Source organism: Buttiauxella gaviniae (assembly GCF_040786275.1).
In the GTDB taxonomy this organism is placed as follows: Bacteria; Pseudomonadota; Gammaproteobacteria; order Enterobacterales; family Enterobacteriaceae; genus Buttiauxella; species Buttiauxella gaviniae_A.
This window is the reverse complement of record NZ_JBFMVT010000002.1, coordinates 492,632-517,898: the sequence shown is the minus strand read 5'-3', so window position 1 is coordinate 517,898 and position 25,267 is coordinate 492,632. Positions and strand designations below refer to the sequence as shown.

Below are 25,267 nucleotides of genomic sequence, written 5' to 3'. Positions count from 1 at the left end.
TTCCGACCAAAACCCTTCAAACTATATGTAGGTTAATTGTAATGAATTTGTGAAGCGCCTATACTGCCGCCAGGTCTCCGGAATACCCTGCCACCGGGAGCCACCCAGCGTTGTAGCCAGTTTTTTGGCATCTGGACGTAGCTGTTTTTGCATGACGCACAGTTATAGAAAGTTCACGCTGTCTGACCCCGCCTGCAGACCCGGAGGAAGGAAACAATAAGAACAGCATGTGGGCGCTATTCATGATAAAAAATGCGAAAAAACAACGACCTGTAAATCTTGATCTCACAACGATCAAGTTCCCCGTCACTGCAATCGCTTCCATCCTCCATCGTGTATCCGGCGTGATCACCTTTGTGGCTGTTGGCATACTACTTTGGTTACTCGGCCAGTCACTCTCGTCTCCGGAAGGCTTCCTCGTTGCGTCGGCAATCATGGACAGCTTCTTCGTTAAATTCATTATGTGGGGCATCCTTACCGCGCTGGCTTATCACGTTGTTGTGGGCATTCGCCACATCATGATGGACACCGGTTTACTGGAAGAGACCCTGATAGCGGGCAAACGATCCGCAATGATTTCATTTGTGTTAACTGTCGTGCTTTCAATTCTCGCAGGAGTCCTCGTATGGTAAGCAATGCCTCCGCATTAGGTCGCAATGGCGTGCATGACTTTTTGCTGGTTCGTGCCACCGCTATCGTTATAACCCTGTACATCATTTATATGATTGGCTTTATCGCCATGGCCGGTGAATTAACCTATCCGGTCTGGAGTGGGTTCTTTGCCTCCGCTTTCACCAAAGTGTTTACCCTGCTGACTCTGTTTTCGATTTTGATCCATGCCTGGATTGGCATGTGGCAGGTGTTGACCGACTACGTTAAACCAGTGGCGATTCGCCTTGGCCTGCAACTGATCATTGTTGTGGCCCTGCTGGTTTACGTCATTTATGGATTCGTTGTGGTGTGGGGTGTGTAATGAGTTTACCAGTCAGAGAGTTTGATGCCGTTGTTATCGGTGCTGGTGGTGCAGGTATGCGTGCCGCACTGCAAATTTCACAAGGTGGCCAGACGTGCGCCTTGCTGTCTAAAGTTTTCCCAACCCGTTCCCATACCGTGTCTGCGCAGGGCGGCATTACCGTAGCGCTGGGTAATACCCACGAAGATAACTGGGAATGGCACATGTACGACACGGTAAAAGGTTCCGACTATATCGGTGACCAGGACGCCATTGAATATATGTGTAAAACCGGCCCTGAAGCGATTCTGGAGCTGGAACACATGGGGCTGCCGTTCTCCCGTCTTGATGATGGTTCAATTTATCAGCGCCCGTTTGGCGGCCAGTCGAAGAACTTCGGCGGCGAGCAAGCGGCACGTACTGCGGCTGCGGCTGACCGTACCGGCCACGCCCTGTTGCACACCCTGTATCAACAAAACCTGAAAAACAAAACCACGATTTTCTCTGAGTGGTACGCCCTTGATCTGGTGAAAAACGCAGATGGCGCCGTTGTAGGCTGTACCGCGCTGTGTATCGAAACCGGGGAAGTGGTTTACTTCAAAGCGAAAGCGACCATTCTGGCAACCGGTGGTGCAGGCCGTATTTATCAGTCCACCACTAACGCACATATTAATACCGGTGACGGTGTAGGTATGGCCCTGCGTGCCGGTGTTCCGGTGCAGGATATGGAAATGTGGCAGTTCCACCCAACCGGCATTGCTGGCGCAGGGGTACTGGTCACCGAAGGTTGCCGCGGTGAAGGCGGTTATCTGCTGAATAAACACGGCGAGCGTTTCATGGAGCGTTATGCGCCGAACGCCAAAGATCTGGCGGGCCGTGACGTGGTGGCGCGTTCCATCATGATTGAAATCCGCGAAGGACGTGGCTGCGATGGCCCATGGGGTCCGCACGCTAAACTGAAACTCGACCATCTGGGCAAAGAGGTTCTGGAGTCACGTCTGCCGGGTATTCTTGAGTTGTCTCGGACCTTTGCACACGTTGACCCGGTTAAAGAGCCAATTCCGGTTATCCCAACCTGCCACTACATGATGGGCGGTATTCCGACCAAAGTAACCGGCCAGGCGCTGACGGTGAACGAGCAGGGTGAAGATATTGTTATTCCAGGCCTGTTTGCCGTGGGTGAAATTGCCTGCGTATCGGTTCACGGCGCAAACCGCCTGGGCGGCAACTCGCTGCTTGACCTGGTGGTATTTGGCCGCGCTGCGGGCCTGCATCTGCTGGAGTCTATCCAGGAACAAGGCGAACTGCGTGATGCCAGCGAAGATGAAATTAACGTTGCGCTGGAACGTCTGAATCGCTGGAACGGCAACCGCAACGGCGAAGACCCAGTACAAATCCGCAAAGCGCTTCAGGAATGTATGCAGCACAACTTCTCGGTATTCCGTGAAGGTGACGCCATGGCGAAGGGCCTTGAGCAACTGAAACAGATCCGTGAACGCCTGAAAAATGCCCGTCTGGATGATACTTCCAGCGAATTTAACACCCAGCGTGTTGAGTGCCTGGAGCTTGATAACCTGATGGAAACCGCTTTTGCTACCGCCGTTTCCGCTAACTTCCGCACCGAAAGCCGTGGCGCGCATAGCCGCTTCGACTATCCGGAACGTGACGATGCAAACTGGCTGTGCCACAGCCTGTATCTGCCAGAATCGGAAAGCATGACGCGCCGTGAGGTGAACATGCAGCCGAAACTGCGTCCGGCATTCCCGCCGAAAGTGCGTACTTATTAATAGCGGAGCAAAGTGATGAAACTCGAATTCTCAATTTATCGCTACAACCCGGATGTTGACGATGCTCCGCGTATGCAGGAGTACACCCTGGAAGGGGAAGAAGGGCGCGACATGATGTTGCTTGACGCGCTAATGCAACTGAAAGAAAAAGATCCTACGCTGTCGTTTCGTCGTTCATGCCGGGAAGGGGTTTGTGGCTCCGACGGCGTAAACATGAACGGTAAAAACGGCCTGGCGTGTATCACGCCTATCTCGGCTCTGGGAAACGGAAAGCAGAAGATTGTTATCCGCCCGCTGCCTGGATTGCCGGTTGTGCGCGATCTGGTGGTAGACATGGGGCAATTCTATGCTCAATATGAGAAGATTAAGCCTTACTTGTTGAATAATGGGCAAAATCCACCCGCTCGTGAGCATTTACAATCCCCCGAGCAACGTGAAAAACTGGACGGTCTGTACGAGTGTATTCTGTGCGCGTGTTGCTCGACGTCCTGCCCGTCATTCTGGTGGAACCCGGACAAGTTTATCGGCCCGGCAGGTTTGCTGGCTGCGTACCGCTTCCTGATTGACAGCCGTGATACGGAAACCGCAAGCCGTCTTGATGGTATCAGCGATGCTTTCAGCGTATTCCGCTGCCATAGCATTATGAATTGCGTCAGTGTTTGTCCTAAGGGGCTGAACCCGACCAAAGCCATCGGCCATATTAAGTCGATGCTGCTGCAAAGAAGTGCTTAGTAAGTCAAACAAATGGCGGATGGCACAGACTTATCCGCCCTACGATGCAACATGTAGGGTGGATATACGAAGTGTCAGCCACCGAAAGGCTCCCGGATGGGAGCCGTGCAGGAAATCTTTAAAAGCTGCCGAGCAGGCGGTTTTTAAAGGTTCCTTCGCGAGTCAACGGTAAAGATAAATGGCTCGTAGTTGTGAACCCCGGTAATGCGTACCACACGTGTACGCAATAGTTATTCACGGCGAAATAAGCATAAAAATGCTTAAGGGATCACGATGCAGAACGGCGAAATGAAAGCCTGGCTGGATTCCTCTTACCTGGCAGGTGCAAACCAGTCCTGGATAGAGCAGCTCTATGAAGACTTCTTAACCGATCCTGACTCTGTTGATGCGCACTGGCGCTCAATGTTCCAGCAATTACCTGGAACCGGGGCCAGACCGGATCAATTCCATTCCAAAACACGTGATTATTTCCGTCGTCTGGCGAAGGATGCCTCACGTTACTCCACCGCAATTACCGACCCTGACACTGACGTCAAGCAAGTCAAAGTGTTGCAGCTCATCAACGCCTGGCGTTTCCGTGGGCATCAGGCAGCAAACCTTGATCCGCTTGGCCTGTGGAAGCAGGATGCGGTTCCCGATCTCTCCCCGTCATTCCATAATCTGACCGACGACGATCTTCAGGAAACCTTCAACGTAGGTTCTTTTGCCGGCGGCAAAGAGACCATGAAGCTTGCTGATTTGATTGATGCGTTGAAGCAGACTTACGGCGGTTCGATCGGCGCGGAATATATGCACATCACCAACACCGAAGAAAAACGCTGGATTCAGCAGCGCATTGAATCGGTAGTGGGACACTCGACGTTTAGCGTTGAGGAAAAGAAACGCTTCCTGAGCGAACTGACCGCAGCTGAAGGCCTTGAGCGTTATCTGGGGGCGAAATTCCCTGGTGCGAAACGCTTCTCGCTGGAAGGCGGTGATGCGCTGGTGCCAATGCTCAAAGAGATGATCCGCCATGCGGGCAAGAGCGGCACCCGTGAAGTGGTTCTGGGGATGGCACACCGTGGCCGCCTGAACGTACTGATCAACGTACTGGGTAAAAAGCCGCAGGAACTGTTCGACGAGTTTGCCGGTAAACATAAAGAACACCTCGGCACGGGTGACGTGAAGTACCACATGGGCTTCTCATCTGATGTTGAAACCGAAGGTGGCCTGGTTCACCTGGCGCTGGCGTTTAACCCGTCGCACCTCGAAATCGTAAGCCCTGTAGTTATCGGTTCTGTGCGTGCGCGTCTGGACAGGCTCGAAAAGCCAGGCATTAACCAGGTTCTGCCAATCACCATTCACGGGGACGCAGCGGTAGCTGGGCAGGGCGTGGTTCAGGAAACCCTGAACATGTCCAAAGCACGTGGTTACGAAGTGGGCGGTACCGTTCGCATCGTTATCAACAACCAGATCGGTTTCACCACCTCTAACCCGCTGGATGCGCGTTCCACGCCGTACTGCACCGATATCGGTAAGATGGTGATGGCGCCGATTTTCCACGTCAATGCAGATGATCCGGAAGCTGTTGCGTTTGTTACCCGCCTGGCGCTGGATTTCCGTAATACCTTTAAGCGCGACGTGTTTATCGACCTGGTTTGCTACCGTCGCCATGGTCATAACGAAGCTGATGAGCCAAGTGCAACGCAGCCGGTGATGTACCAGAAAATCAAAAAGCACCCGACGCCGCGTAAGATTTACGCCGACCGTCTGGAGCAGGAAAAACTGGCCACGCTTGAAGACGCCACCGAAATGGTGAACCTTTACCGCGATGCGCTGGATGCCGGTGAATGCGTGGTGAAAGAATACCGCCCGATGAACATGCATTCATTTACCTGGTCGCCATATCTCAACCACGAATGGGATGAGAGCTACCCGAATAAGGTAGAAATGAAGCGTTTACAGGAGCTGGCAAAACGCATCAGCACCGCGCCTGAAACCGTTGAAATGCAGTCACGCGTGGCGAAAATCTACAGTGACCGTCAGGAAATGGCGAACGGCAGCAAGAAATTTGACTGGGGTGCAGCAGAGAACCTGGCGTACGCCACGCTGGTGGATGAAGGCGTTTCTGTGCGTCTGTCTGGTGAAGATGTGGGACGCGGGACGTTCTTCCACCGTCACGCTGTCATTCATAACCAGACTAACGGTTCGACTTACACGCCGCTGCAGCATGTGCACAACAGCCAGGGGCAGTTCAAAGTCTGGGACTCCGTGCTGTCTGAAGAAGCGGTGCTTGCTTTCGAATACGGTTATGCCACGGCTGAACCGCGCACTCTGACCATCTGGGAAGCGCAGTTCGGCGACTTCGCCAACGGCGCTCAGGTAGTTATCGACCAGTTCATCAGTTCCGGCGAGCAGAAATGGGGCCGTATGTGTGGCCTGGTGATGTTGCTGCCGCACGGTTATGAAGGCCAGGGCCCGGAGCACTCCTCTGCGCGTCTTGAACGTTATCTCCAACTTTGTGCTGAGCAGAACATGCAGGTTTGCGTGCCTTCTACTCCGGCGCAGGTTTACCACATGCTGCGTCGTCAGGCGCTGCGCGGTATGCGTCGCCCGCTGGTGGTGATGTCACCGAAATCCCTGCTGCGTCATCCGCTGGCGGTTTCCACCATGGATGAACTGGCGAACGGCACCTTCCTGCCTGCTATTGGCGAAGTTGACGAGCTTGATCCAGCCGGCGTGAAACGCGTGGTAATGTGTTCTGGTAAGGTCTATTACGATTTGCTGGAACAGCGTCGTAAGAACGACCAAAAAGATGTCGCGATTGTGCGCATCGAACAGCTTTATCCATTCCCGCACCAGGCGGTGCAGGAAGCATTAAAACCTTTTGCTCACGTACATGATTTTGTCTGGTGCCAGGAAGAGCCGCTTAACCAGGGCGCATGGTATTGCAGCCAGCACCATTTCCGTGAAGTAGTTCCATTTGGATCAGGTCTGCGTTATGCAGGTCGTCCAGCCTCCGCATCACCTGCGGTAGGGTACTTGTCCGTTCACCAGAAACAGCAGCAAGATCTGGTTAATGACGCGCTGAACGTCGATTAATTAAAGGATAAAAAATGAGTAGCGTAGATATTCTCGTTCCTGACCTGCCTGAGTCCGTTGCCGATGCGACTGTTGCCACCTGGCATAAAAAACCGGGCGACACCGTAACCCGTGACGAAGTGCTGGTAGAAATCGAAACTGACAAAGTGGTACTGGAAGTACCGGCGTCGGCAGATGGTGTTCTGGATGCTGTACTGGAAGATGAAGGGACCACCGTCACTTCTCGTCAAATCCTCGGCCGCCTGCGTGAAGGCAACAGCTCTGGTAAAGAGACATCAGCGAAAGTCGAAAGCAAAGAGTCTACTCCGGCGCAGCGCCAGCAGGCTTCTTTGGAAGAGCAGAGCAATGACGCGCTGAGCCCGGCGATTCGTCGCCTGATTGCCGAGCATTCTCTGGATGCCAGCGCAATTAAAGGCAGCGGTGTTGGCGGTCGTATTACCCGTGAAGATGTTGATAAGCATCTGACTCAGGCTAAAGCGGCGCAACCCGCTCAGGCTAAAGCGGCTGAAGAAACCAAAGCCCCTGTCGCACCGTTGGCTGGTCGCAGTGAAAAACGCGTACCGATGACGCGTCTGCGTAAACGTGTTGCCGAGCGTCTGCTGGAAGCGAAAAACTCCACCGCCATGCTCACCACGTTTAACGAAGTGAACATGAAGCCAATCATGGAGCTGCGTAAACAGTACGGCGAATCCTTCGAAAAACGCCACGGTGTGCGTCTGGGCTTCATGTCCTTCTACATCAAAGCGGTAGTAGAAGCGCTGAAACGCTATCCGGAAGTGAACGCTTCTATTGATGGCGAAGACGTGGTTTACCACAACTACTTCGACGTTAGCATCGCGGTTTCCACGCCGCGTGGCCTGGTAACACCGGTGCTGCGTGATGTAGATACCCTCGGTATGGCTGACATCGAAAAACGCATCAAAGAGCTGGCTGTGAAAGGTCGCGACGGCAAACTGACCGTTGAAGACTTGACCGGCGGTAACTTCACTATCACCAACGGTGGTGTGTTTGGTTCCCTGATGTCTACCCCGATCATTAACCCGCCGCAGAGCGCGATCCTGGGTATGCACGCTATTAAAGATCGTCCAATGGCGGTTGACGGTAAAGTTGAGATCCTGCCAATGATGTATCTGGCACTCTCTTACGATCACCGTCTGATCGATGGTCGTGAATCTGTGGGCTATCTGGTCGCGATTAAAGAGCTGCTGGAAGACCCAACTCGTCTGCTGCTGGACGTGTAGTAATTTTTAAATATCACCTGCCCCGTAGGTCGGATAAGGCGTTCACGCCGCCATCCGACGTAATGTCTGATGGCGACGCTGCGGCGTCTTATCAGACCTACGGGTAAAAGATAATGATTACTTTGAAGGATGGATAGAACTCATGAACTTACACGAGTATCAGGCGAAACAATTGTTTGCTCGATATGGCCTGCCGGCTCCAGTCGGTTACGCCTGTACCACACCGCGTGAAGCGGAAGAAGCTGCCTCCAAAATTGGCGCAGGTCCGTGGGTGGTAAAATGTCAGGTTCATGCCGGTGGCCGCGGTAAAGCGGGCGGTGTGAAAGTGGTTAACAGCAAAGAAGATATCCGTGCTTTCGCTGAACACTGGCTGGGCAAACGCCTGGTAACCTACCAGACAGACGCCAATGGTCAGCCGGTTCACCAGATTCTGGTAGAAGCAGCGACTGATATTGATAAAGAGCTGTATCTGGGCGCGGTAGTAGACCGTAGCTCCCGTCGCGTTGTGTTCATGGCATCTACCGAAGGCGGCGTGGAAATCGAAAAAGTGGCGGAAGAAACCCCGCACCTGATCCACAAAATTGCCTTGGATCCGCTGGCAGGCCCAATGCCTTATCAAGGCCGTGAGCTGGCGTTCAAACTGGGCCTGGAAGGTAAACAAGTTCAGCAATTCACCAAAATCTTTATGGGTCTGGCGAACATCTTCCTTGAGCGCGACCTGGCGCTGATCGAAATCAACCCGCTGGTTATCACTAAGCAGGGCGACCTGGTGTGCCTGGATGGCAAACTGGGCGCTGATGGCAACGCACTGTTCCGCCAGCCTGAGCTGCGCGAAATGCGTGACCCAAGCCAGGAAGATGCGCGTGAATCTCAGGCTGCACAGTGGGAACTGAATTACGTTGCGCTTGATGGCAACATCGGCTGCATGGTTAACGGTGCGGGCCTGGCAATGGGCACCATGGACATCGTTAAACTGCACGGCGGCGAACCAGCAAACTTCCTGGACGTTGGCGGCGGCGCAACCAAAGAGCGTGTGACCGAAGCCTTCAAAATCATTCTGTCTGACGACAAAGTGAAAGCGGTTCTGGTAAACATCTTCGGCGGTATCGTGCGTTGCGACCTGATTGCAGACGGTATCATCGGTGCGGTTGAAGAAGTGGGTGTTAACGTTCCAGTGGTCGTTCGTCTGGAAGGTAACAACGCCGAATTGGGCGCGAAAAAATTGGCAGATAGTGGCCTGAATATTATTGCAGCGAAAAGTCTGACGGATGCAGCACAGCAGGTTGTTGCTGCCGTGGAGGGGAAATAATGTCCATTTTGATCGATAAAAACACCAAGGTGATTTGCCAGGGTTTCACCGGCAGCCAGGGGACTTTCCACTCCGAGCAGGCGATTGCCTACGGTACGCAAATGGTTGGCGGTGTAACGCCAGGCAAAGGCGGCACCGAGCATCTGGGTCTGCCAGTATTTAACACCGTGCGCGAAGCGGTAGAAGCGACGGGCGCAACCGCGTCTGTTATCTATGTTCCGGCCCCGTTCTGCAAAGACTCCATTCTGGAAGCTATCGATGCAGGCATCAAACTGATCATCACTATCACCGAAGGCATCCCGACGCTGGATATGCTGACTGTGAAAGTGAAACTGGATGAAGCGGGCGTGCGCATGATCGGGCCAAACTGCCCGGGCGTTATCACTCCAGGCGAGTGCAAAATCGGCATCATGCCGGGTCATATTCACCTGCCGGGCAAAGTGGGCATCGTTTCCCGCTCCGGTACGCTGACTTATGAAGCTGTTAAACAGACTACAGATATCGGTCTGGGCCAATCTACTTGCGTAGGCATCGGCGGTGACCCGATCCCTGGCTCTAACTTCATCGACATCCTGAAGATGTTCCAGGAAGATCCGAAAACCGAAGCGATTGTTATGATCGGTGAGATCGGTGGTAGCGCTGAAGAAGAAGCTGCGGCTTACATCAAAGATCATGTGACCAAGCCGGTTGTGGGCTACATCGCCGGTGTGACTGCACCGAAAGGCAAACGTATGGGCCACGCAGGCGCCATCATCGCTGGAGGTAAAGGTACTGCGGATGAAAAATTCGCAGCGCTGGAAGCCGCAGGCGTGAAAACCGTGCGCAGCCTGGCTGACATCGGTGAAGCACTGAAGTCTATTTTGCCTCAGTAAGTATACCCGTCATCCTTCAAGCTGCAGGGGTGTTGGCTGCACTCACTAGCCACCTACCTGCAACTTGAATGCTAAAGGGTATAGAACTAATAATAATGTTCGACATGGTTGGCCGCTCAATGAGCGGCCTTTTTTTATGGCTAGTGCTTACGCCGCGCCACCAACGTAAATTTATAATCGTCGCTTTTAAATAGGTTGCGGCTGAATTCGAATACACGTCCATCCTTCAGATAACCACAGGAGACTTTTTCCAGGATCGGTTTGTTGGCGTCAATGCCCAGCGCTTTCACCACCTCTTCTGACGGCATCACCGGAATGATCTCTTGCTCGCTACGGTCGATAACCATCTTCTTCACGTTCTCGATAAAGTGATATTTCGAGTTTTCCATCACCTCCCAGGTGAGATCCGGGAACAGCGACAGCGGCATCCACGTTTCCTCAAGCGTCACGGGCTTTTGCTTGATAAAGCGCACGCGTTTTACGTGCCAGACTTTCTCATCGCCGGCAAGTTGCAGGCGCGTGGCTAAAAATTCATCGGCTTTGGTGACTTCAAAAATCTGCACTTCACTATGCGTTTCTACGTTCCGGTCAGCCAGTTTTTCGTAAAAGCTGGTCAGTTGGTAAATATCGTAATTGACCTTTTCTTCTTTAACGTATGACCCGCTGCCTTGAATGCTCTCAATAATTTGCTGCTCGGTAAGCTGTTTAAGCGCCTGACGAACGGTGACCCGGCTAACCGCAAACTCTGTTTGAAGCGCAGATTCGGTTGGCAGTGCATCGCCTGGTTTCAGCTCGCCATTTTCGACTTGCTGGCGGATAGCATCGGCAATTTGACGGTACATCGGTTTCTTACCCACCACGTAGTCCCCTGAGAACATTAGAAATCACCATGGATAATAGCGCTATTCGTCATTCCTGTTAATCGATAAGTATTAATACAAATTTAATACAAATAATGCATAAGGTTAGATTGATCACATAAAGGTATTGTTTTTCCCCGTAGACTGCATGGCATTGGAACCCACTCCTTGCGAGGAAACGATGAACCTGACGCCGTTAACGCATCCGGCTTTAATCCGTTTGCAAACGACTTTTGAAAGCCGGGATGCCGCCATTCGCGGGCTGGCAGAGCAACTTTCTGCCCTTGGCAAACTCAACGATCTTGAACAATTTCTTACGGAAGTTTTTGCCCGGGAAGCGCAAGGGCCAACGGCGCTCGGGGAAGGGCTGGCGGTTCCGCACGGTAAAACCAATGCGGTAAAAGAGGCTGCTTTTGCCGCCGCAACGCTGAAAATGCCGATCGAGTGGGAAGGGATCGACGGGCCGGAAGCCGTAGAGATGATCTTCTTGCTGGCGATCCCGAAAGGGGAGGCGGGATCTACACATATGCAGCTTCTGACGTCGCTTACCACTGTGCTGGTGGATGATGATGTTCGCGCAAAAGCGATGCAGGCCAGCTCCTTTGACGAATTTATGTCTCTATTAAACAGCGAGCCGGAAAGTGCGGTGGTACAAGAAGATGCCGCGCGGCCTACGGTGGTTTGCGTGACCGCCTGTCCGGCAGGCATCGCGCACACGTATATGGCGGCTGAATATCTGGAAAAAGCAGGGCGTAAACTAGGCATCAATGTTTATGTCGAAAAGCAGGGCGCAAATGGCGTTGAAGGGCGGTTAACCGCGAAGCAGATTAATCAGGCGCAGGCCTGTGTGTTTGCCGCTGAAGTCGCGATTAAAGAAGTTGAGCGTTTCAACGGTATTCCTGCCATCACCACGCCGGTTGCGGAGCCCATCAAACATGCCGAGCGTATTTTGCAGCAGGCTCTGGCATTAAAACCTGTTTCAGCTAAACGCGTTCACCAGCAAGATGAAGTGCAATCTGGGCCGGGCTTTAAAACAGAATTAAAGCAGGCATTACTGAGCGGAATCTCGTTTGCCGTTCCGTTGATTGTCGCGGGTGGGACGGTTTTAGCCGTTGCGGTTTTGCTGGCGCAGATTTTTGGTCTTCAGCATTTGTTCGATCTGGAAAACTCATGGCTATGGATGTACCGCAAACTCGGCGGTGGCATGCTCGGTACGCTGATGGTGCCGGTTCTGGCGGCTTACACGGCCTATTCATTAGCGGATAAGCCAGCACTCGGCCCTGGTTTTGCGGCGGGTCTTGCCGCAAACATGATTGGCTCCGGTTTCCTTGGCGGGGTAGTCGGGGGCTTAATTGCGGGCTATCTGATGCGCTGGGTGAAAAAGCATGTGCGCCTGAGCCCTAACTTCAACGGCTTTCTGACTTTCTATCTTTATCCGGTGATTGGCACGCTGGTTGCGGGCAGTCTGATGCTGTTTGTGATCGGCGAGCCGGTGGCGTGGATTAACACCTCTTTGACGCGCTGGCTCAATGGGTTATCGGGCAGCAACGCTCTATTGTTAGGGGCGATTCTGGGATTTATGTGTTCGTTTGACCTCGGCGGGCCGGTGAATAAAGCCTCCTACGCATTTTGCCTTGGCGCAATGGCAAACGGGGTGTACGGGCCCTACGCCATATTTGCCTCCGTCAAAATGGTATCGGCCTTTACGGTCACCGCTTCGACCCTGATAGCACCTCGCCTTTTCAAAGATTTTGAGATTGAAACCGGCAAATCAACCTGGCTGTTAGGGCTTGCGGGAATTACGGAAGGGGCAATCCCCATGGCAATTGAAGATCCGGTGCGGGTGATTGGTTCTTTCCTGGTGGGGTCGGTCGTAACGGGCGCGATGGTCGGTGCGATGCATATTGGTTTATCGACCCCCGGCGCCGGTATTTTCTCTCTCTTCCTGCTTCACCCAGGCGACCATAGCAGCATGGCAGCGGCCGCAGGCTGGTTCGGCGCGGCACTAATCGGTTCGCTTATCTCAACTTTTGTTTTGATCATGTGGCGGCGGCATGCGGTTAAGCAGGGCAAATACTCCACCGAAAGCGTTTTATCGTCATCACTCTGAAGTAAGGCAAACAAGAATGAAAGCTGTATCTCGTGTTCATATAACTCCCCATATGCATTGGGATCGTGAATGGTATTTCACGACGGAAGAGTCGCGCATCCTATTGATTAACAATATGGAAGAGATTCTGGCGCGCCTTGAGTGTGATGCTGAATATAAATATTACGTGCTCGATGGGCAGACGGCAGTGCTGGAAGATTACTTCGCCATTAAGCCAGAAAATAAACCGCGGGTAAAAGCGCTGGTGGAGGCGGGAAAATTAATCATCGGGCCGTGGTACACCCAAACCGACACCACCGTTGTTTCTGGCGAATCTATCGTGCGCAACCTGATGTACGGCATGCGTGATTGCCTGGCGTTTGGTGAGCCGATGAAAATTGGTTATCTGCCGGATTCTTTTGGCATGTCCGCGCAGCTCCCGCATATTTTTAATGGTTTTGGTATCAAGCGAGCGATGTTCTGGCGCGGCTGTTCAGAGCGCCACGGTACCGATAGAACTGAATTTTTATGGCAGAGCAATGACGGGAGTGAAGTCGTCGCGCAGGTGCTGCCATTGGGTTATGCCATCGGTAAATATTTGCCGGAAGATGAAGCCGGGCTGCGTAAGCGCCTTGATAGTTATTTCGAGGTGCTGGAAAACGCGTCCGCAACGCAGGAGATTCTACTGCCTAATGGCCATGACCAGATGCCGCTCCAACAAAACATCTTCGCGGTTATCGACAAACTGCGCGAGATTTATTCGCAGCGTGAATTTGTTATAAGCCGGTATGAGGAGGTGTTCGAAAAGATTGAAGCCTTGCGCGGAAAGCTCGCCACGTTGAAAGGTGAGTTTATTGACGGGAAATACATGCGTGTGCACCGCACCATTGGCTCAACGCGCATGGATATCAAAATCGCGCATGCGCAAATTGAAAACAAAATCGTCAATATTCTTGAGCCGCTGGCGTCCATTGCGTGGTCGTTAGGCTTTGAATATCACCACGGCCTGCTGGAAAAAATGTGGAAAGAGATTCTGAAAAACCATGCGCATGACAGCATCGGGTGCTGCTGTAGCGATAAGGTTCACCAGGAGGTGATGAACCGGTTTGTTCTGGCAGACGATATGGCAGAAAACCTGATTCGTTTTTACATGCGTAAGATTGTCGACAATATGCCCGCCACCGAAGCCGATAAGCTGACGTTCTTCAATATGATGCCTTATCCGCGTGAAGAGGTGCTTAACACGACCCTTCGTATTCGTGCCCGTGAGTTTTCGCTCAAAGATGCACAGGGCAATGAAGTGGAGTATTTCATCCGCGACGCGCGTGAAATTGACCCGGGCCTGGTTGATCGGCAGATCGTCCATTACGGTAACTACGACCCGTTTATGGAATATGACATTCAGCTCAATCAAGTGCTACCGGCGATGGGCTACTGCACGCTCTATGTTGAAGGAAAGAAACCGGGGCGGCAGCGTGCGATCCCTGAACGCACCGATGCCCTGCTGGAAAATGCATTTTACCGTATCGATCTGAATTCCAACGGCACACTGCGCATCAGTGATAAGCAAAGCGGCCTGAACTATGACCAGGTATTACAGCTGGAGGATGGGTCAGATGATGGTGACGAATACGATTATTCTCCTGCCAAAGCGGAGTGGTTGATTTACTCGACCGCCAGCGCCCATATGTGTGAGGTGAAGCATGAGGCATGGCAAAGTACGGCGACGCTGAAACTGCGTATGGCGCTACCAGCACATCTGCAACAACGGGCTGAGCGTAAGACGAGCGGTTATCTGGATGTTGAATGCCACATTACGCTTGCTCATCATAGCCGCCGTATTGATATTGAAATGCAGCTTGATAACCAGGCGGACGATCATCGGTTACGCGTATTCATTCCAACGCCCTTTGCTTCAACCACGGTGCTGGCAGATAACCAGTTTGGCACGATTACGCGTCCCGTTGAGGATACGGCGATGCAAAACTGGCAGGAGGACGGCTGGAAGGAAGCCCCTATTCCTGTATGGAATTTGCTAAATTACGCGGCGTTACATGACGGTAAAAACGGCATGGCACTGTTTACTGACGGGCTGCGTGAGTTTGAAATCATCGGTGAGAAAAAAGAGACTTTCGCGCTGACGCTGTTCCGCTCTATCGGTGTGTTAGGCAAAGAAGAGCTACTGCTGCGCCCTGGGCGGCCATCAGGCATCAAACTGCCAACGCCCAATTCACAGCTTCGGGGAAAATTGCATTGTCGCTTTAGCCTGATGGCGTTTAGCGGTTCGCCAACGACGGCGGGAGTCGCGCAACATGCGCGTGCCTGGCTGACACCGATTCAGAGTTACAACAAAATCCCGTTTGATGCGATGAAGCTTAATCGCGCAAATTTTGAAACGCCGGGCACATTTAGTCTGCTTACCATGCCTTCAGTGGGATGTATGCTCAGCGTGCTCAAAAAAGCCGAAGATCGTGATGAACTGATTGTTCGCGTCTACAACCCGGATGAACAGCAAAACGTTGAAGGCATGATTGCCTGCTCAATGCCTGTTGTCAGTTGGCGTGAAACGGGAATGGATGAAAATCTCTTGCCGCAACAATCAGAAAGGGCAGGGGAGTTTGCTGTGGTTCGTCCTTGCCAGTCGCGCACCTTTAGCCTGGCGGTCGATCGTTCGAGATAACGTTAGAGCATTCTTCTTTTTTTGAGGCCACGTTTTTGCGTGGCCTTTCTGTTTTTGCATCTCACACACCACACGTCTAACCCTATCATAAGTAATGATTTGTTAAATTATTCATCTTTAAATGTGGGGTGTTTGTTAAATACATTCAAAAATAGATGCCGAACGAAGAAAATACCGCAGGGTGATTAAAATTAGCTGCCATAAATGGGTAAGAGTTTAATTTTCGAATCTGGCTTCAAATAAATAAATTTTGTTTATAGCTATCATTTCTGCATTAACGTAGCTGCATTTTGTAAAACATATCATTAACAATGGCTTTACCATTCACCGCAGTGAAAAACTAAATTAACAATTAGAGAATAAATTGCGCTAGATCAATATCTAAAACTAGCAACTCATACTCAAAAACGCTTAAATTGTTGCAGATCAAACTGGCTGTTAGTGGACATTTTCGCTATAAATTGATCACTGTCGAGAAACGTAAATAACACTAAGCAATTACCTATTTATCGTAAGGGAATTGCAGGGTAATATATTTACGGATAATTTTGGTTTTTATTAACGTGTTTGTAACCTTTCATTCTTTTTATTTACATGTAAATAAGCGGATGAAGTTTGGAAGCGAATGTTTTTGTATTAGGGCATGCGTTGTGGCGAACCTCTGGGTGAACCACGGTCGGAGTCTTCATGCGAAGAGCAAGGAGTCAAGATGTTTGATATTGTCGAACTGTCGCGCTTACAGTTTGCCTTGACCGCGATGTACCACTTCCTTTTTGTGCCACTAACGCTGGGTATGGCGTTTTTACTGGCCATTATGGAAACCGTATACGTTCTGTCAGGTAAGCAAATTTATAAAGATATGACCAAGTTCTGGGGCAAGTTGTTTGGTATCAACTTTGCTTTGGGCGTGGCTACCGGTTTAACCATGGAGTTCCAGTTCGGGACAAACTGGTCTTACTATTCACACTACGTGGGTGATATTTTTGGTGCCCCTCTGGCCATTGAAGGCCTGATGGCATTCTTCCTTGAGTCCACCTTCGTCGGTCTGTTCTTCTTCGGTTGGGATCGCCTCGGCAAAGTTCAGCACATGGCGGTGACCTGGCTGGTGGCGCTTGGTTCGAACCTCTCTGCTCTGTGGATTCTGGTTGCGAACGGCTGGATGCAGAACCCGATTGCTTCCGACTTCAACTTTGAAACCATGCGTATGGAGATGGTGAGCTTCTCCGAGCTGGTACTTAACCCTGTTGCTCAGGTTAAATTCGTTCACACTGTGGCTTCTGGCTATGTGTGCGGCGCGATGTTTATCCTCGGTGTCAGTTCTTACTACTTGCTTAAAGGCCGTGACGTTGCGTTTGCGAAGCGCTCTTTTGCTATTGCAGCAAGCTTTGGTATGGCGGCAATCCTGTCTGTAATCGTATTAGGTGATGAATCCGGATACGAAATGGGTGACGTGCAGAAAACCAAACTGGCCGCGATTGAAGCCGAGTGGGAGACTCAACCGGCTCCGGCAGCCTTTACGCTGTTTGGTATTCCTGACCAGGATAAGCAAGAAAACCACTTTGCGATTCAAATTCCTTACGCGCTGGGCATCATCGCCACACGCTCTGTGGATAAGCAAGTGACCGGTCTTAAAGATTTGATGGTGCAGCACGAAGAGCGTATTCGTAACGGCATGAAGGCTTATAGCCTGCTGGAACAACTGCGTGCAGGTTCTAAAGACCAGGCTGTTCGCGATAACTTTGAGTCCGTCAAGAAAGACCTGGGTTATGGTTTGCTGCTGAAACGCTATACCCCGAATGTGGCTGACGCGACAGAAGCACAAATTCAGCAAGCAACCAAAGATTCGATTCCACGCGTTGCGCCGCTGTACTTTGCATTCCGTATCATGGTTGGCTGTGGCTTCTTGATGCTGTTTATCATCGCTGTTTCGTTCTGGACCGTGACTCGTAACGCTATCGGCTCGAAAAAATGGCTGTTGCGTGCGGCACTTTATGGCATTCCGTTGCCGTGGATTGCGATTGAGTCCGGTTGGTTTGTTGCTGAATATGGTCGTCAACCGTGGGCTGTGGGTGAGGTGCTGCCAACGGCCGTCGCTAACTCATCTCTTGCCGTGGGCGATCTGATTTTCTCGATGGTACTGATTTGCGGCCTTTACACGCTGTTTATGGTGGCGGAGCTGTTCCTGATGTTCAAATTTGCTCGCCTTGGGCCGAGCAGTCTGAAAACAGGGCGCTATCACTTTGAGCAGTCCAATGTGGCTTCTCAGCCGGCACGCTAAGACAGGAGTCGTCAAATGATCGATTATGAAGTATTGCGTTTTATCTGGTGGCTGCTGATTGGCATTCTGCTGATTGGTTTTGCAGTCACCGATGGCTTCGATATGGGCGTGGGCATGCTGTCACGCATCATTGGCCGCACTGACGTTGAACGCCGCATTATGGTGAACTCCATCGCCCCTCACTGGGATGGTAACCAGGTGTGGCTCATCACCGCGGGTGGTGCGCTCTTTGCTGCCTGGCCAATGGTTTATGCGGCTGCCTTCTCTGGCTTCTATGTGGCAATGATTCTGGTGCTGGCTTCGTTGTTCTTCCGTCCGGTAGGCTTTGACTACCGCTCGAAGATTGAAGACATGCGCTGGCGCAACATGTGGGACTGGGGCATTTTCGTCGGTAGCTTTGTACCACCGTTGGTTATCGGCGTGGCATTCGGCAACCTGTTGCAGGGCGTACCGTTCAATGTTGATGAGTATCTGCGCCTGTACTATACCGGTAACTTCTTCCAGTTGCTGAACCCGTTCGGTTTACTGGCGGGGGTTGTGAGCGTCTCCATGATCATTGCGCAGGGTGCAACTTACCTGCAAATGCGCACCGTGGGTGAACTTCACCTGCGTTCCAAAGCTGCGGCGCAAATCGCAGCCCTGGTGATGATGGTGTGCTTCGCACTGGCAGGTGTTTGGGTGATTTACGGTATCGATGGTTACGTTGTGACCTCCGAGCTTAATCATCATGCGGCATCGAATCCGTTAACTAAAGAAGTGGCGCGTCAGGCAGGTGCCTGGATGGTGAACTTCAATAATATGCCGATTCTGTGGCTCATCCCTGCGTTGGGTGTAGTACTGCCGTTGCTGACAGTGTTGATGTCACGTCTGGAGAAAGGGGCGATGGCCTTTGTGTTCTCCTCTCTGACGCTGGCTTGTGTGATTCTGACCGCTGGTATTGCGATGTTCCCGTTCGTGATGCCTTCCAGCACCATGCTGAATGCTAGCCTGACAATGTGGGATGCAACATCCAGCCAACTGACGCTGAATGTGATGACGTATGTTGCCGCGGTGTTTGTACCGATCATTCTTATCTACACCACCTGGTGTTACTGGAAAATGTTCGGTCGAATCACCAAAGAGCATATCGAAAGCAACACCCACTCTCTGTACTAAGTAAGGAGCTGATTATGTGGTACTTTGCATGGATTCTGGGAACGCTTCTTGCCTGTGCTTTCGGCATTATTACCGCCCTGGCGCTTGAGCATGTTGAAGCGAGTAAAGCGGGTAAAGAAGAACTGTAATGGAAGTAATTATCGCAAAGCTTTATGCGGTAATGGATAAGAGCCCTTTAAGGGCTCTTTCCTTGATAATGGCATTGATCCTGGCCGGGTGTATGTTTTGGGACCCGTCACGCTTTGCAGCAAAAACCAGTGACCTGGCAATCTGGCATGGTTTTTTGCTGATGTGGGCAGTGTGTACTGGTGTCATTCATGGCGTGGGCTTCCGCCCTCGTAAAATGCTGTGGCAGGGGGTTTTTAGCCCATTACCCGCACAATTAGTTCTGCTGGCAGGACTGGCTATTTTCTTCTTTTGATGCTTCTTTCACCTTAAAGCTTTTTACACACGTTTTATGGGCTTTAACAAGCCCATAAATATTTACCTAACGTTTAATGCAACCCATTCCCAACCCCCATCCTCTTGCGTATAGTAGCAACGTTTAATTGCATTACCGGGATGTAAAGTGAGTACAACGCTGTTTCGATGGCCGGTTCGTGTCTACTACGAAGATACCGATGCCGGTGGTGTGGTATACCACGCCAGTTATGTTGCTTTCTATGAAAGAGCACGCACTGAGATGCTGCGCCAGCACCACTTTAACCAACAAGATTTGTTGGCTGAGCGCATCGCCTTTGTCGTACGCAGGATGACCGTGGATTATCTTGCGCCTGCCCGACTCGACGATTTACTCGAAATCCAAAGTGAAATTACATCAATGCGTGGCACCTCTATGGTATTTACGCAGCGAATAGTCAATGCCGATGGGCGGGTACTCAATGAAGCTGAGGTCCTGATCGTTTGTGTTGATCTTCTCTCAATGAAGCCTCGTGCGCTTCCCAAGTCTATTGTCGCGGAGTTCAAGCAGTGACTGACATGAATATCCTTGATTTGTTCCTGAAGGCAAGCCTTCTGGTCAAATTTATCATGTTGATTTTGATTGGTTTTTCCATTGCATCATGGGCAATCATTATTCAGCGTACGCGAATCCTCAATGCTGCTACTCGTGAAGCAGAAGCATTTGAAGATAAGTTCTGGTCGGGCATCGAACTGTCCCGTCTCTATCAGGAAAGCCAGGGCCGTCGTGACAATCTTGGTGGCTCTGAACAAATTTTCTATTCAGGTTTTAAAGAGTTTGCCCGCTTGCACCGCGCTAATACGCATGCGCCGGAGGCCGTCGTTGATGGCGCATCCCGTGCTATGCGTATCTCTATGAGCCGCGAGCTGGAAACGCTTGAAACGCATATTCCTTTCCTCGGAACAGTCGGTTCCATCAGCCCATATATCGGTCTGTTTGGTACGGTTTGGGGGATCATGCACGCCTTTATCGCACTCGGTGCGGTAAAACAAGCGACGTTGCAGATGGTTGCGCCAGGTATCGCAGAAGCATTGATTGCAACCGCAATCGGCCTGTTCGCTGCAATCCCTGCGGTTATGGCGTACAACCGCCTGAACCAACGCGTGAACAAACTGGAATTGAATTACGACAACTTCATGGAAGAGTTCACGGCTATCCTGCACCGTCAGGCTTTTACCAGCAGCGATAAGCAGTAAGGGGTAAGTCATGGCCAGACGTACACGTGGTCGTCGTGAACTAAAGTCAGAAATTAACATCGTGCCTTTGCTGGACGTGCTGTTGGTACTGTTGCTTATTTTTATGGCAACGGCACCCATCATCACGCAAAGCGTTGAGGTGGATTTACCGGATGCAACTGATTCGCAGACGGTAAGCAGTAACGATGAGCCACCGGTCATTATTGAAGTGTCCGGGGTAGGGCAGTACAGCGTGGTGGTTGAGAAGGATCGTATGGACCAGTTGCCTTCTGAACAGGTTATTGCGGAAGCGCAGCGCCGTTTGCAGGCAAATCCGAAAACGGTCTTTTTGATCGGTGGTGCTAAAGATGTTCCTTATGAGGAAATCATCAAAGCACTTAACATGCTGCATAGTGCAGGTGTGAAATCCGTCGGTCTGATGACGCAGCCAATCTGATCCATCTCGCTATATTTGGGAACCGATAGTGTCAAAGGCAACCATAGAAAACGATAAGCTCAAGCGCGCGATAATCGTCTCAGTGATTTTGCATATCATCTTGATTGCAATCCTGATTTGGAGTTCGTTTGACGAGCACATCGACGCCAGTGCTGGTGGCGGTGGGGGCTCGGCTATTGACGCGGTCATGGTCGACCCAGGTGCTGTTGTGCAGCAGTACAATCGTCAGCAACAACAGCAGGCGAGCAGTAAACGTGCCGCGCAGCAACGCGAGAAACAAGCGCAACAACAGGCTGAAGAACTTCAGGAAAAACAGGCTGCTGAACAACAGCGTCTGAAGCAACTGGAGAAAGAACGCCTCGAAGCGCAGGAACAAGCGAAGCAGCAAGCAGATCAGCAGAAACAAGCGCAAGAAGCGGCTAAAGAAGCGCAGGAGCAGCAAAAGCAAGCTGAAGCCGCTGCGGCGAAAGCTAAAGCAGATGCTAAAGCTCAAGCGGATGCTCAGGCAAAATCTCAGGCTGATGCCCAGGCTAAAGCTGCGGAAGAAGCAGCGAAGAAAGCGCAAGCGGACGCCCAGAAGAAAGCAGCTGATGAAGCGGCTAAAAAAGCTGCGGATGCGCAGAAAAAAGCCGCTGCTGATGCCGCTGCAGCTGCGAAAAAAGCTCAGCAAGACGCCGAGAAGAAAGCCGCAGATGCTGCCGCTAAGAAAGCTCAGCAAGATGCTGAGAAAAAAGCTGCTGCAGAAGCTGCCAAAAAAGAAGCTGCTGAAGCCGCTGCTGCGGAAAAAGCTGCTTCAGAAAAAGCCGCAGCGGATAAGGCTGCTGCTGCAAAAGCTGCCGCAGATAAGAAAGCGGCTGCGGATGCTAAGAAAAAGGCTGCAGCTGAGAAAGCCGCTGCCGATAAAGCAGCAGCCGAGGGCGTTGACGATCTCTTTGGCGACCTGAGTTCAGGTAAGAATGCACCGAAAGGTGCTTCTGGCAAGACTGGCTCCGGAAGCACTGCAGGGTCGAATGCCGGCGCTAGCGGAGCTTCGCAAAGTGACATTGCAGCTTATTCCGCCCTGGTGCAGGCTGCGATTAAAGGCCATCTTTATGACTGGGATACTTATAAAGGTAAAACTTGTACGTTGCGTGTGAAGATTGGTCAGGACGGAACTCTTCTTGGTGTTACACAGGAAGGTGGCGATCCTACGTTTTGTCAGGCAATGTTGTCGGCTACGAATCGTATGTCTAAGTTTCCGAAACCACCAACAAAAGCTGTTTATGAGGTTTTCAGAAATGTTCCATTAGACTTTAAGCCTTAATGAGAGATGCTCTTATAAAGTTGTTCTTTCAACTAAGAACAGTCACAGGGTTTTGGTAGTTTTGTGTATTTGAGTTTGTTAACATTCTGCTAAATTATCGTGGGCTATGGGCTCAGATAAGGGAGATATGATGAAGCAGGCATTTCGAGTAGCGTTAAGTTTCTTAATGCTGTGGGCAGCAGTGCTGCACGCAGAAGTTCGTATTGAAATCACCCAAGGGGTGGATTCAGCACGTCCTATTGGTGTAGCTCCGTTCAAATGGGCAGGCCCTGGTGCCGCACCAGAAGATATTGGTGGCATCGTTGCCGCTGATTTACGTAACAGTGGCAAATTCAATCCATTGGATCGTTCACGTTTACCGCAGCAGCCTGGCTCCGCTCAGGAAGTGCAACCGGCCGCGTGGACCGCGCTGGGTATTGATGCTGTTGTTGTAGGCCAGGTAACACCAAACGGTGATGGTAGCTATACCGTTGCTTACCAGTTGGTTGATACTTCTGGCGCACCGGGCACCGTTCTGGCTCAGAACTCCTACAAAGTGAACAAACAATGGCTTCGCTATGCCGGTCATACCGCCAGCGATGAAGTGTTTGAGAAGCTGACCGGTATCAAAGGCGCATTCCGTACTCGTATTGCGTACGTTGTACAGACCAATGGCGGCCAATTCCCGTATGAACTGCGCGTGTCTGATTACGATGGCTACAACCAGTTTGTGGTTCACCGTTCACCGCAGCCGTTAATGTCACCAGCCTGGTCTCCGGATGGTAGCAAAGTGGCGTACGTAACGTTTGAAAGCGGTCGTTCAGCGCTGGTTATCCAGACTCTGGCGAATGGCGCAGTGCGTCAGGTGGCTTCATTCCCACGTCATAATGGCGCGCCAACCTTCTCTCCAGACGGCAGCAAACTGGCTTTCGCTCTGTCGAAAACCGGTAGTCTGAACCTGTATGTCATGGACATTGGTTCTGGTCAGATTCGTCAGGTGACTGATGGTCGCAGTAACAATACTGAGCCAACCTGGTTCCCGGATAGCCAGAACCTGGCTTACACCTCCGATCAGGCAGGTCGTCCACAGATTTATAAAGTAAATGTTAATGGCGGTGCTCCGCAACGTATCTCCTGGGAAGGTTCTCAAAACCAGGATGCGGACGTGAGTTCCGACGGTAAGTTTATGGTGATGGTGAGCTCCAACGGTGGGCAACAACACATTGCCAAACAGGATCTGGTAGCGGGTGGCGTACAAACTTTATCGTCAACGTTCCTGGATGAAACGCCAAGTCTGGCACCGAACGGCACGATGGTTATCTACAGCTCTTCTCAGGGGATGGGATCTGTGCTGAATCTGGTCTCAACAGATGGGCGTTTCAAAGCGCGTCTTCCGGCAACCGATGGTCAGGTTAAATTCCCTGCCTGGTCGCCGTATCTGTGATAATAAAATATTAAAGGATCAAAGAAATGCAACTGAACAAAGTGCTGAAAGGGCTGATGCTGGCACTGCCTGTTATGGCAATCGCTGCGTGTAGTTCTAACAAGAGCGCCAACAACGAGAGCGGCGAAGGTATGCTGGGCGCCGGCACTGGTATGGACGCTAACGGTGGCAATGGCAACATGTCATCTGAAGAACAGGCTCGCCTGCAGATGCAACAGCTGCAACAGAACAACATCGTATACTTCGGTCTGGACAAGTACGATGTGAGCTCTGAATTTGCTGCAATGCTGGATGCGCACGCAAACTTCCTGCGTAGCAACCCATCTTACAAAGTGACTGTAGAAGGTCACGCGGATGAACGTGGTACCCCGGAATACAACATCTCCCTGGGCGAGCGTCGTGCTACCGCTGTTAAGATGTACCTGCAAGGTAAAGGCGTTTCTGCAGACCAGATCTCCATCGTTTCTTACGGTAAAGAAAAACCAGCAGTACTGGGTCATGACGAAGCGGCTTACGCTAAAAACCGTCGTGCCGTACTGGTTTACTAAGAGAACTGCATGAACAGTAACCTCAGACATCACTTGTTGAGTCTGTCGTTACTGGTTGGCATAGCGGCCCCCTGGGCCGCTACTGCTCAGGCGCCAATCAGTAGTGTCGGCTCAGGCTCGGTCGAAGACCGTGTCACTCAACTCGAGCGTATCTCTAACGCTCACAGTCAACTTTTAACCCAACTCCAACAACAACTCTCTGATAATCAAAATGATATTGATTCCCTGCGTGGTCAAATTCAGGAAAGTCAGTACCAGTTGAATCAGGTTGTTGAACGTCAGAAGCAAATTTTATTGCAGATAGACAGCCTTGGCAGCGGTGCTGCAGCAGGGCAAGCGGCGGGTACAACCGATCAAGGCGCTGCGGCTACCGCAACGCCTGATGCGGGTGCAGCGGCTAACGCACCGGCAGCAGCAGCTCCGGTGCAAGGTGGCGATGCTAATAGCGACTACAATGCCGCTATTGCCATGGTGCAGGATAAGTCCCGCCAGGACGAAGCCATTGCGGCATTTCAGAGTTTTGTGAAGAAGTACCCTGATTCAACTTATCAGCCCAATGCCAATTATTGGTTGGGACAGTTGAATTACAACAAAGGGAAAAAAGACGATGCGGCGTTTTATTTTGCCTCCGTGGTGAAAAATTACCCTAAATCGCCTAAGGCCCCAGATGCCATGTTTAAAGTCGGTGTGATCATGCAAGACAAAGGTGATACCGCAAAAGCGAAAGCTGTATATCAACAAGTCATCAAACAGTTCCCCAATACCGAAGGCGCAAAGCAGGCTCAAAAACGTCTGAATGCGATGTAATGTGTACGGCATGACCAGATTTTGCTGTTTTTCTGGTCAAGCCGAACGAAACGCGAGC

22 protein-coding genes are annotated in these 25,267 nt (G+C 51.4%); 21 read left to right on the top strand and 1 reads right to left on the bottom strand.

The annotated features are described in order from the left end of the window. The first annotated feature begins 227 nt into the window (after positions 1-227). From sdhC to sucD, 8 genes are all read left to right on the top strand, one after another. A complete protein-coding gene (gene sdhC, locus AB1E22_RS03115; RefSeq protein WP_367594039.1) occupies positions 228-632 on the top strand; it encodes a succinate dehydrogenase cytochrome b556 subunit in 405 nt (134 codons plus the stop codon). Next, a complete protein-coding gene (sdhD, locus tag AB1E22_RS03110) occupies positions 626-973 on the top strand; it encodes a succinate dehydrogenase membrane anchor subunit (protein WP_367594038.1) in 348 nt (115 codons plus the stop codon). Before sdhC ends, sdhD begins: the two co-directional genes overlap by 7 nt. Further along, a complete protein-coding gene (gene sdhA / locus AB1E22_RS03105; protein ID WP_367594037.1) occupies positions 973-2,739 on the top strand; it encodes a succinate dehydrogenase flavoprotein subunit in 1,767 nt (588 codons plus the stop codon). Before sdhD ends, sdhA begins: the two co-directional genes overlap by 1 nt. Before the next feature lie 15 nt (positions 2,740-2,754). Further along, on the top strand, positions 2,755-3,471 hold the full coding sequence (locus tag AB1E22_RS03100; RefSeq protein ID WP_367594036.1) for a succinate dehydrogenase iron-sulfur subunit: 717 nt from the start codon (positions 2,755-2,757) through the stop codon (positions 3,469-3,471). A 273-nt stretch (positions 3,472-3,744) separates the two neighbouring features. After that, positions 3,745-6,552 carry a 2-oxoglutarate dehydrogenase E1 component gene (gene sucA, locus AB1E22_RS03095; protein WP_367594035.1) on the top strand — a complete coding sequence of 936 codons (2,808 nt, stop codon included), beginning with the start codon at positions 3,745-3,747 and terminating at the stop codon, positions 6,550-6,552. Positions 6,553-6,566: 14 nt separating this feature from the next. Then, positions 6,567-7,793: a 2-oxoglutarate dehydrogenase complex dihydrolipoyllysine-residue succinyltransferase gene (odhB, locus tag AB1E22_RS03090; RefSeq protein ID WP_367594034.1), complete on the top strand. Its 1,227-nt coding sequence runs from the start codon at positions 6,567-6,569 to the stop codon at positions 7,791-7,793. A gap of 142 nt (positions 7,794-7,935) precedes the next feature. Then, positions 7,936-9,102 (top strand): ADP-forming succinate--CoA ligase subunit beta, encoded by a 1,167-nt coding sequence (gene sucC, locus AB1E22_RS03085; RefSeq protein WP_367594033.1) that lies wholly within the window; start codon positions 7,936-7,938, stop codon positions 9,100-9,102. Then, complete coding sequence (gene sucD / locus AB1E22_RS03080; RefSeq protein ID WP_367594032.1) at positions 9,102-9,974, top strand: succinate--CoA ligase subunit alpha; 873 nt, start codon at positions 9,102-9,104, stop codon at positions 9,972-9,974. Before sucC ends, sucD begins: the two co-directional genes overlap by 1 nt. A gap of 140 nt (positions 9,975-10,114) precedes the next feature. Here sucD and AB1E22_RS03075 read toward each other — a convergent pair whose 3' ends face one another. Next, complete coding sequence (locus AB1E22_RS03075) at positions 10,115-10,831, bottom strand: GntR family transcriptional regulator (RefSeq protein ID WP_367597312.1); 717 nt, start codon at positions 10,829-10,831, stop codon at positions 10,115-10,117. A 151-nt stretch (positions 10,832-10,982) separates the two neighbouring features. Between AB1E22_RS03075 and mngA the strand changes: the two genes are divergently transcribed. From mngA to cpoB, 13 genes are all read left to right on the top strand, one after another. Next, positions 10,983-12,944 carry a PTS 2-O-a-mannosyl-D-glycerate transporter subunit IIABC gene (gene mngA, locus AB1E22_RS03070; RefSeq protein WP_437178366.1) on the top strand — a complete coding sequence of 654 codons (1,962 nt, stop codon included), beginning with the start codon at positions 10,983-10,985 and terminating at the stop codon, positions 12,942-12,944. A gap of 16 nt (positions 12,945-12,960) precedes the next feature. Continuing rightward, on the top strand, positions 12,961-15,603 hold the full coding sequence (mngB, locus tag AB1E22_RS03065) for a mannosylglycerate hydrolase (RefSeq protein WP_367594031.1): 2,643 nt from the start codon (positions 12,961-12,963) through the stop codon (positions 15,601-15,603). A 709-nt stretch (positions 15,604-16,312) separates the two neighbouring features. Then, positions 16,313-17,881, top strand: coding sequence for a cytochrome ubiquinol oxidase subunit I (gene cydA, locus AB1E22_RS03060; protein WP_367594030.1), 1,569 nt, complete (start codon positions 16,313-16,315; stop codon positions 17,879-17,881). Positions 17,882-17,896: 15 nt separating this feature from the next. Then, positions 17,897-19,036 (top strand): cytochrome d ubiquinol oxidase subunit II, encoded by a 1,140-nt coding sequence (gene cydB, locus AB1E22_RS03055; protein ID WP_367594029.1) that lies wholly within the window; start codon positions 17,897-17,899, stop codon positions 19,034-19,036. Positions 19,037-19,050: 14 nt separating this feature from the next. Then, the gene (cydX, locus tag AB1E22_RS03050) at positions 19,051-19,164 is read left to right on the top strand and encodes a cytochrome bd-I oxidase subunit CydX (RefSeq protein WP_367594028.1); all 114 of its coding nucleotides are present in this window, start codon (positions 19,051-19,053) and stop codon (positions 19,162-19,164) included. Next, positions 19,164-19,457 (top strand): cyd operon protein YbgE, encoded by a 294-nt coding sequence (gene ybgE, locus AB1E22_RS03045; protein WP_367594027.1) that lies wholly within the window; start codon positions 19,164-19,166, stop codon positions 19,455-19,457. The genes cydX and ybgE overlap by 1 nt, the downstream gene beginning before the upstream one ends. 147 nt (positions 19,458-19,604) lie before the next feature. Beyond that, on the top strand, positions 19,605-20,009 hold the full coding sequence (gene ybgC / locus AB1E22_RS03040; protein WP_367594026.1) for a tol-pal system-associated acyl-CoA thioesterase: 405 nt from the start codon (positions 19,605-19,607) through the stop codon (positions 20,007-20,009). Next, positions 20,006-20,692 carry a Tol-Pal system protein TolQ gene (gene tolQ / locus AB1E22_RS03035; protein ID WP_367594025.1) on the top strand — a complete coding sequence of 229 codons (687 nt, stop codon included), beginning with the start codon at positions 20,006-20,008 and terminating at the stop codon, positions 20,690-20,692. Before ybgC ends, tolQ begins: the two co-directional genes overlap by 4 nt. Before the next feature lie 10 nt (positions 20,693-20,702). Then, positions 20,703-21,128, top strand: a complete 426-nt coding sequence (gene tolR / locus AB1E22_RS03030; protein WP_034458750.1) for a colicin uptake protein TolR — start codon at positions 20,703-20,705, stop codon at positions 21,126-21,128. Positions 21,129-21,156: 28 nt separating this feature from the next. Next, complete coding sequence (gene tolA, locus AB1E22_RS03025; RefSeq protein ID WP_367594024.1) at positions 21,157-22,431, top strand: cell envelope integrity protein TolA; 1,275 nt, start codon at positions 21,157-21,159, stop codon at positions 22,429-22,431. A 130-nt stretch (positions 22,432-22,561) separates the two neighbouring features. Beyond that, positions 22,562-23,854: a Tol-Pal system beta propeller repeat protein TolB gene (tolB, locus tag AB1E22_RS03020; protein WP_367594023.1), complete on the top strand. Its 1,293-nt coding sequence runs from the start codon at positions 22,562-22,564 to the stop codon at positions 23,852-23,854. A 26-nt stretch (positions 23,855-23,880) separates the two neighbouring features. Then, entirely contained in the window at positions 23,881-24,402 is a 522-nt protein-coding gene (pal, locus tag AB1E22_RS03015) for a peptidoglycan-associated lipoprotein Pal (protein WP_367594022.1), read from the top strand. 9 nt (positions 24,403-24,411) lie between these two features. Next, complete coding sequence (gene cpoB, locus AB1E22_RS03010) at positions 24,412-25,209, top strand: cell division protein CpoB (RefSeq protein WP_367594021.1); 798 nt, start codon at positions 24,412-24,414, stop codon at positions 25,207-25,209. Positions 25,210-25,267 lie beyond the last annotated feature (58 nt).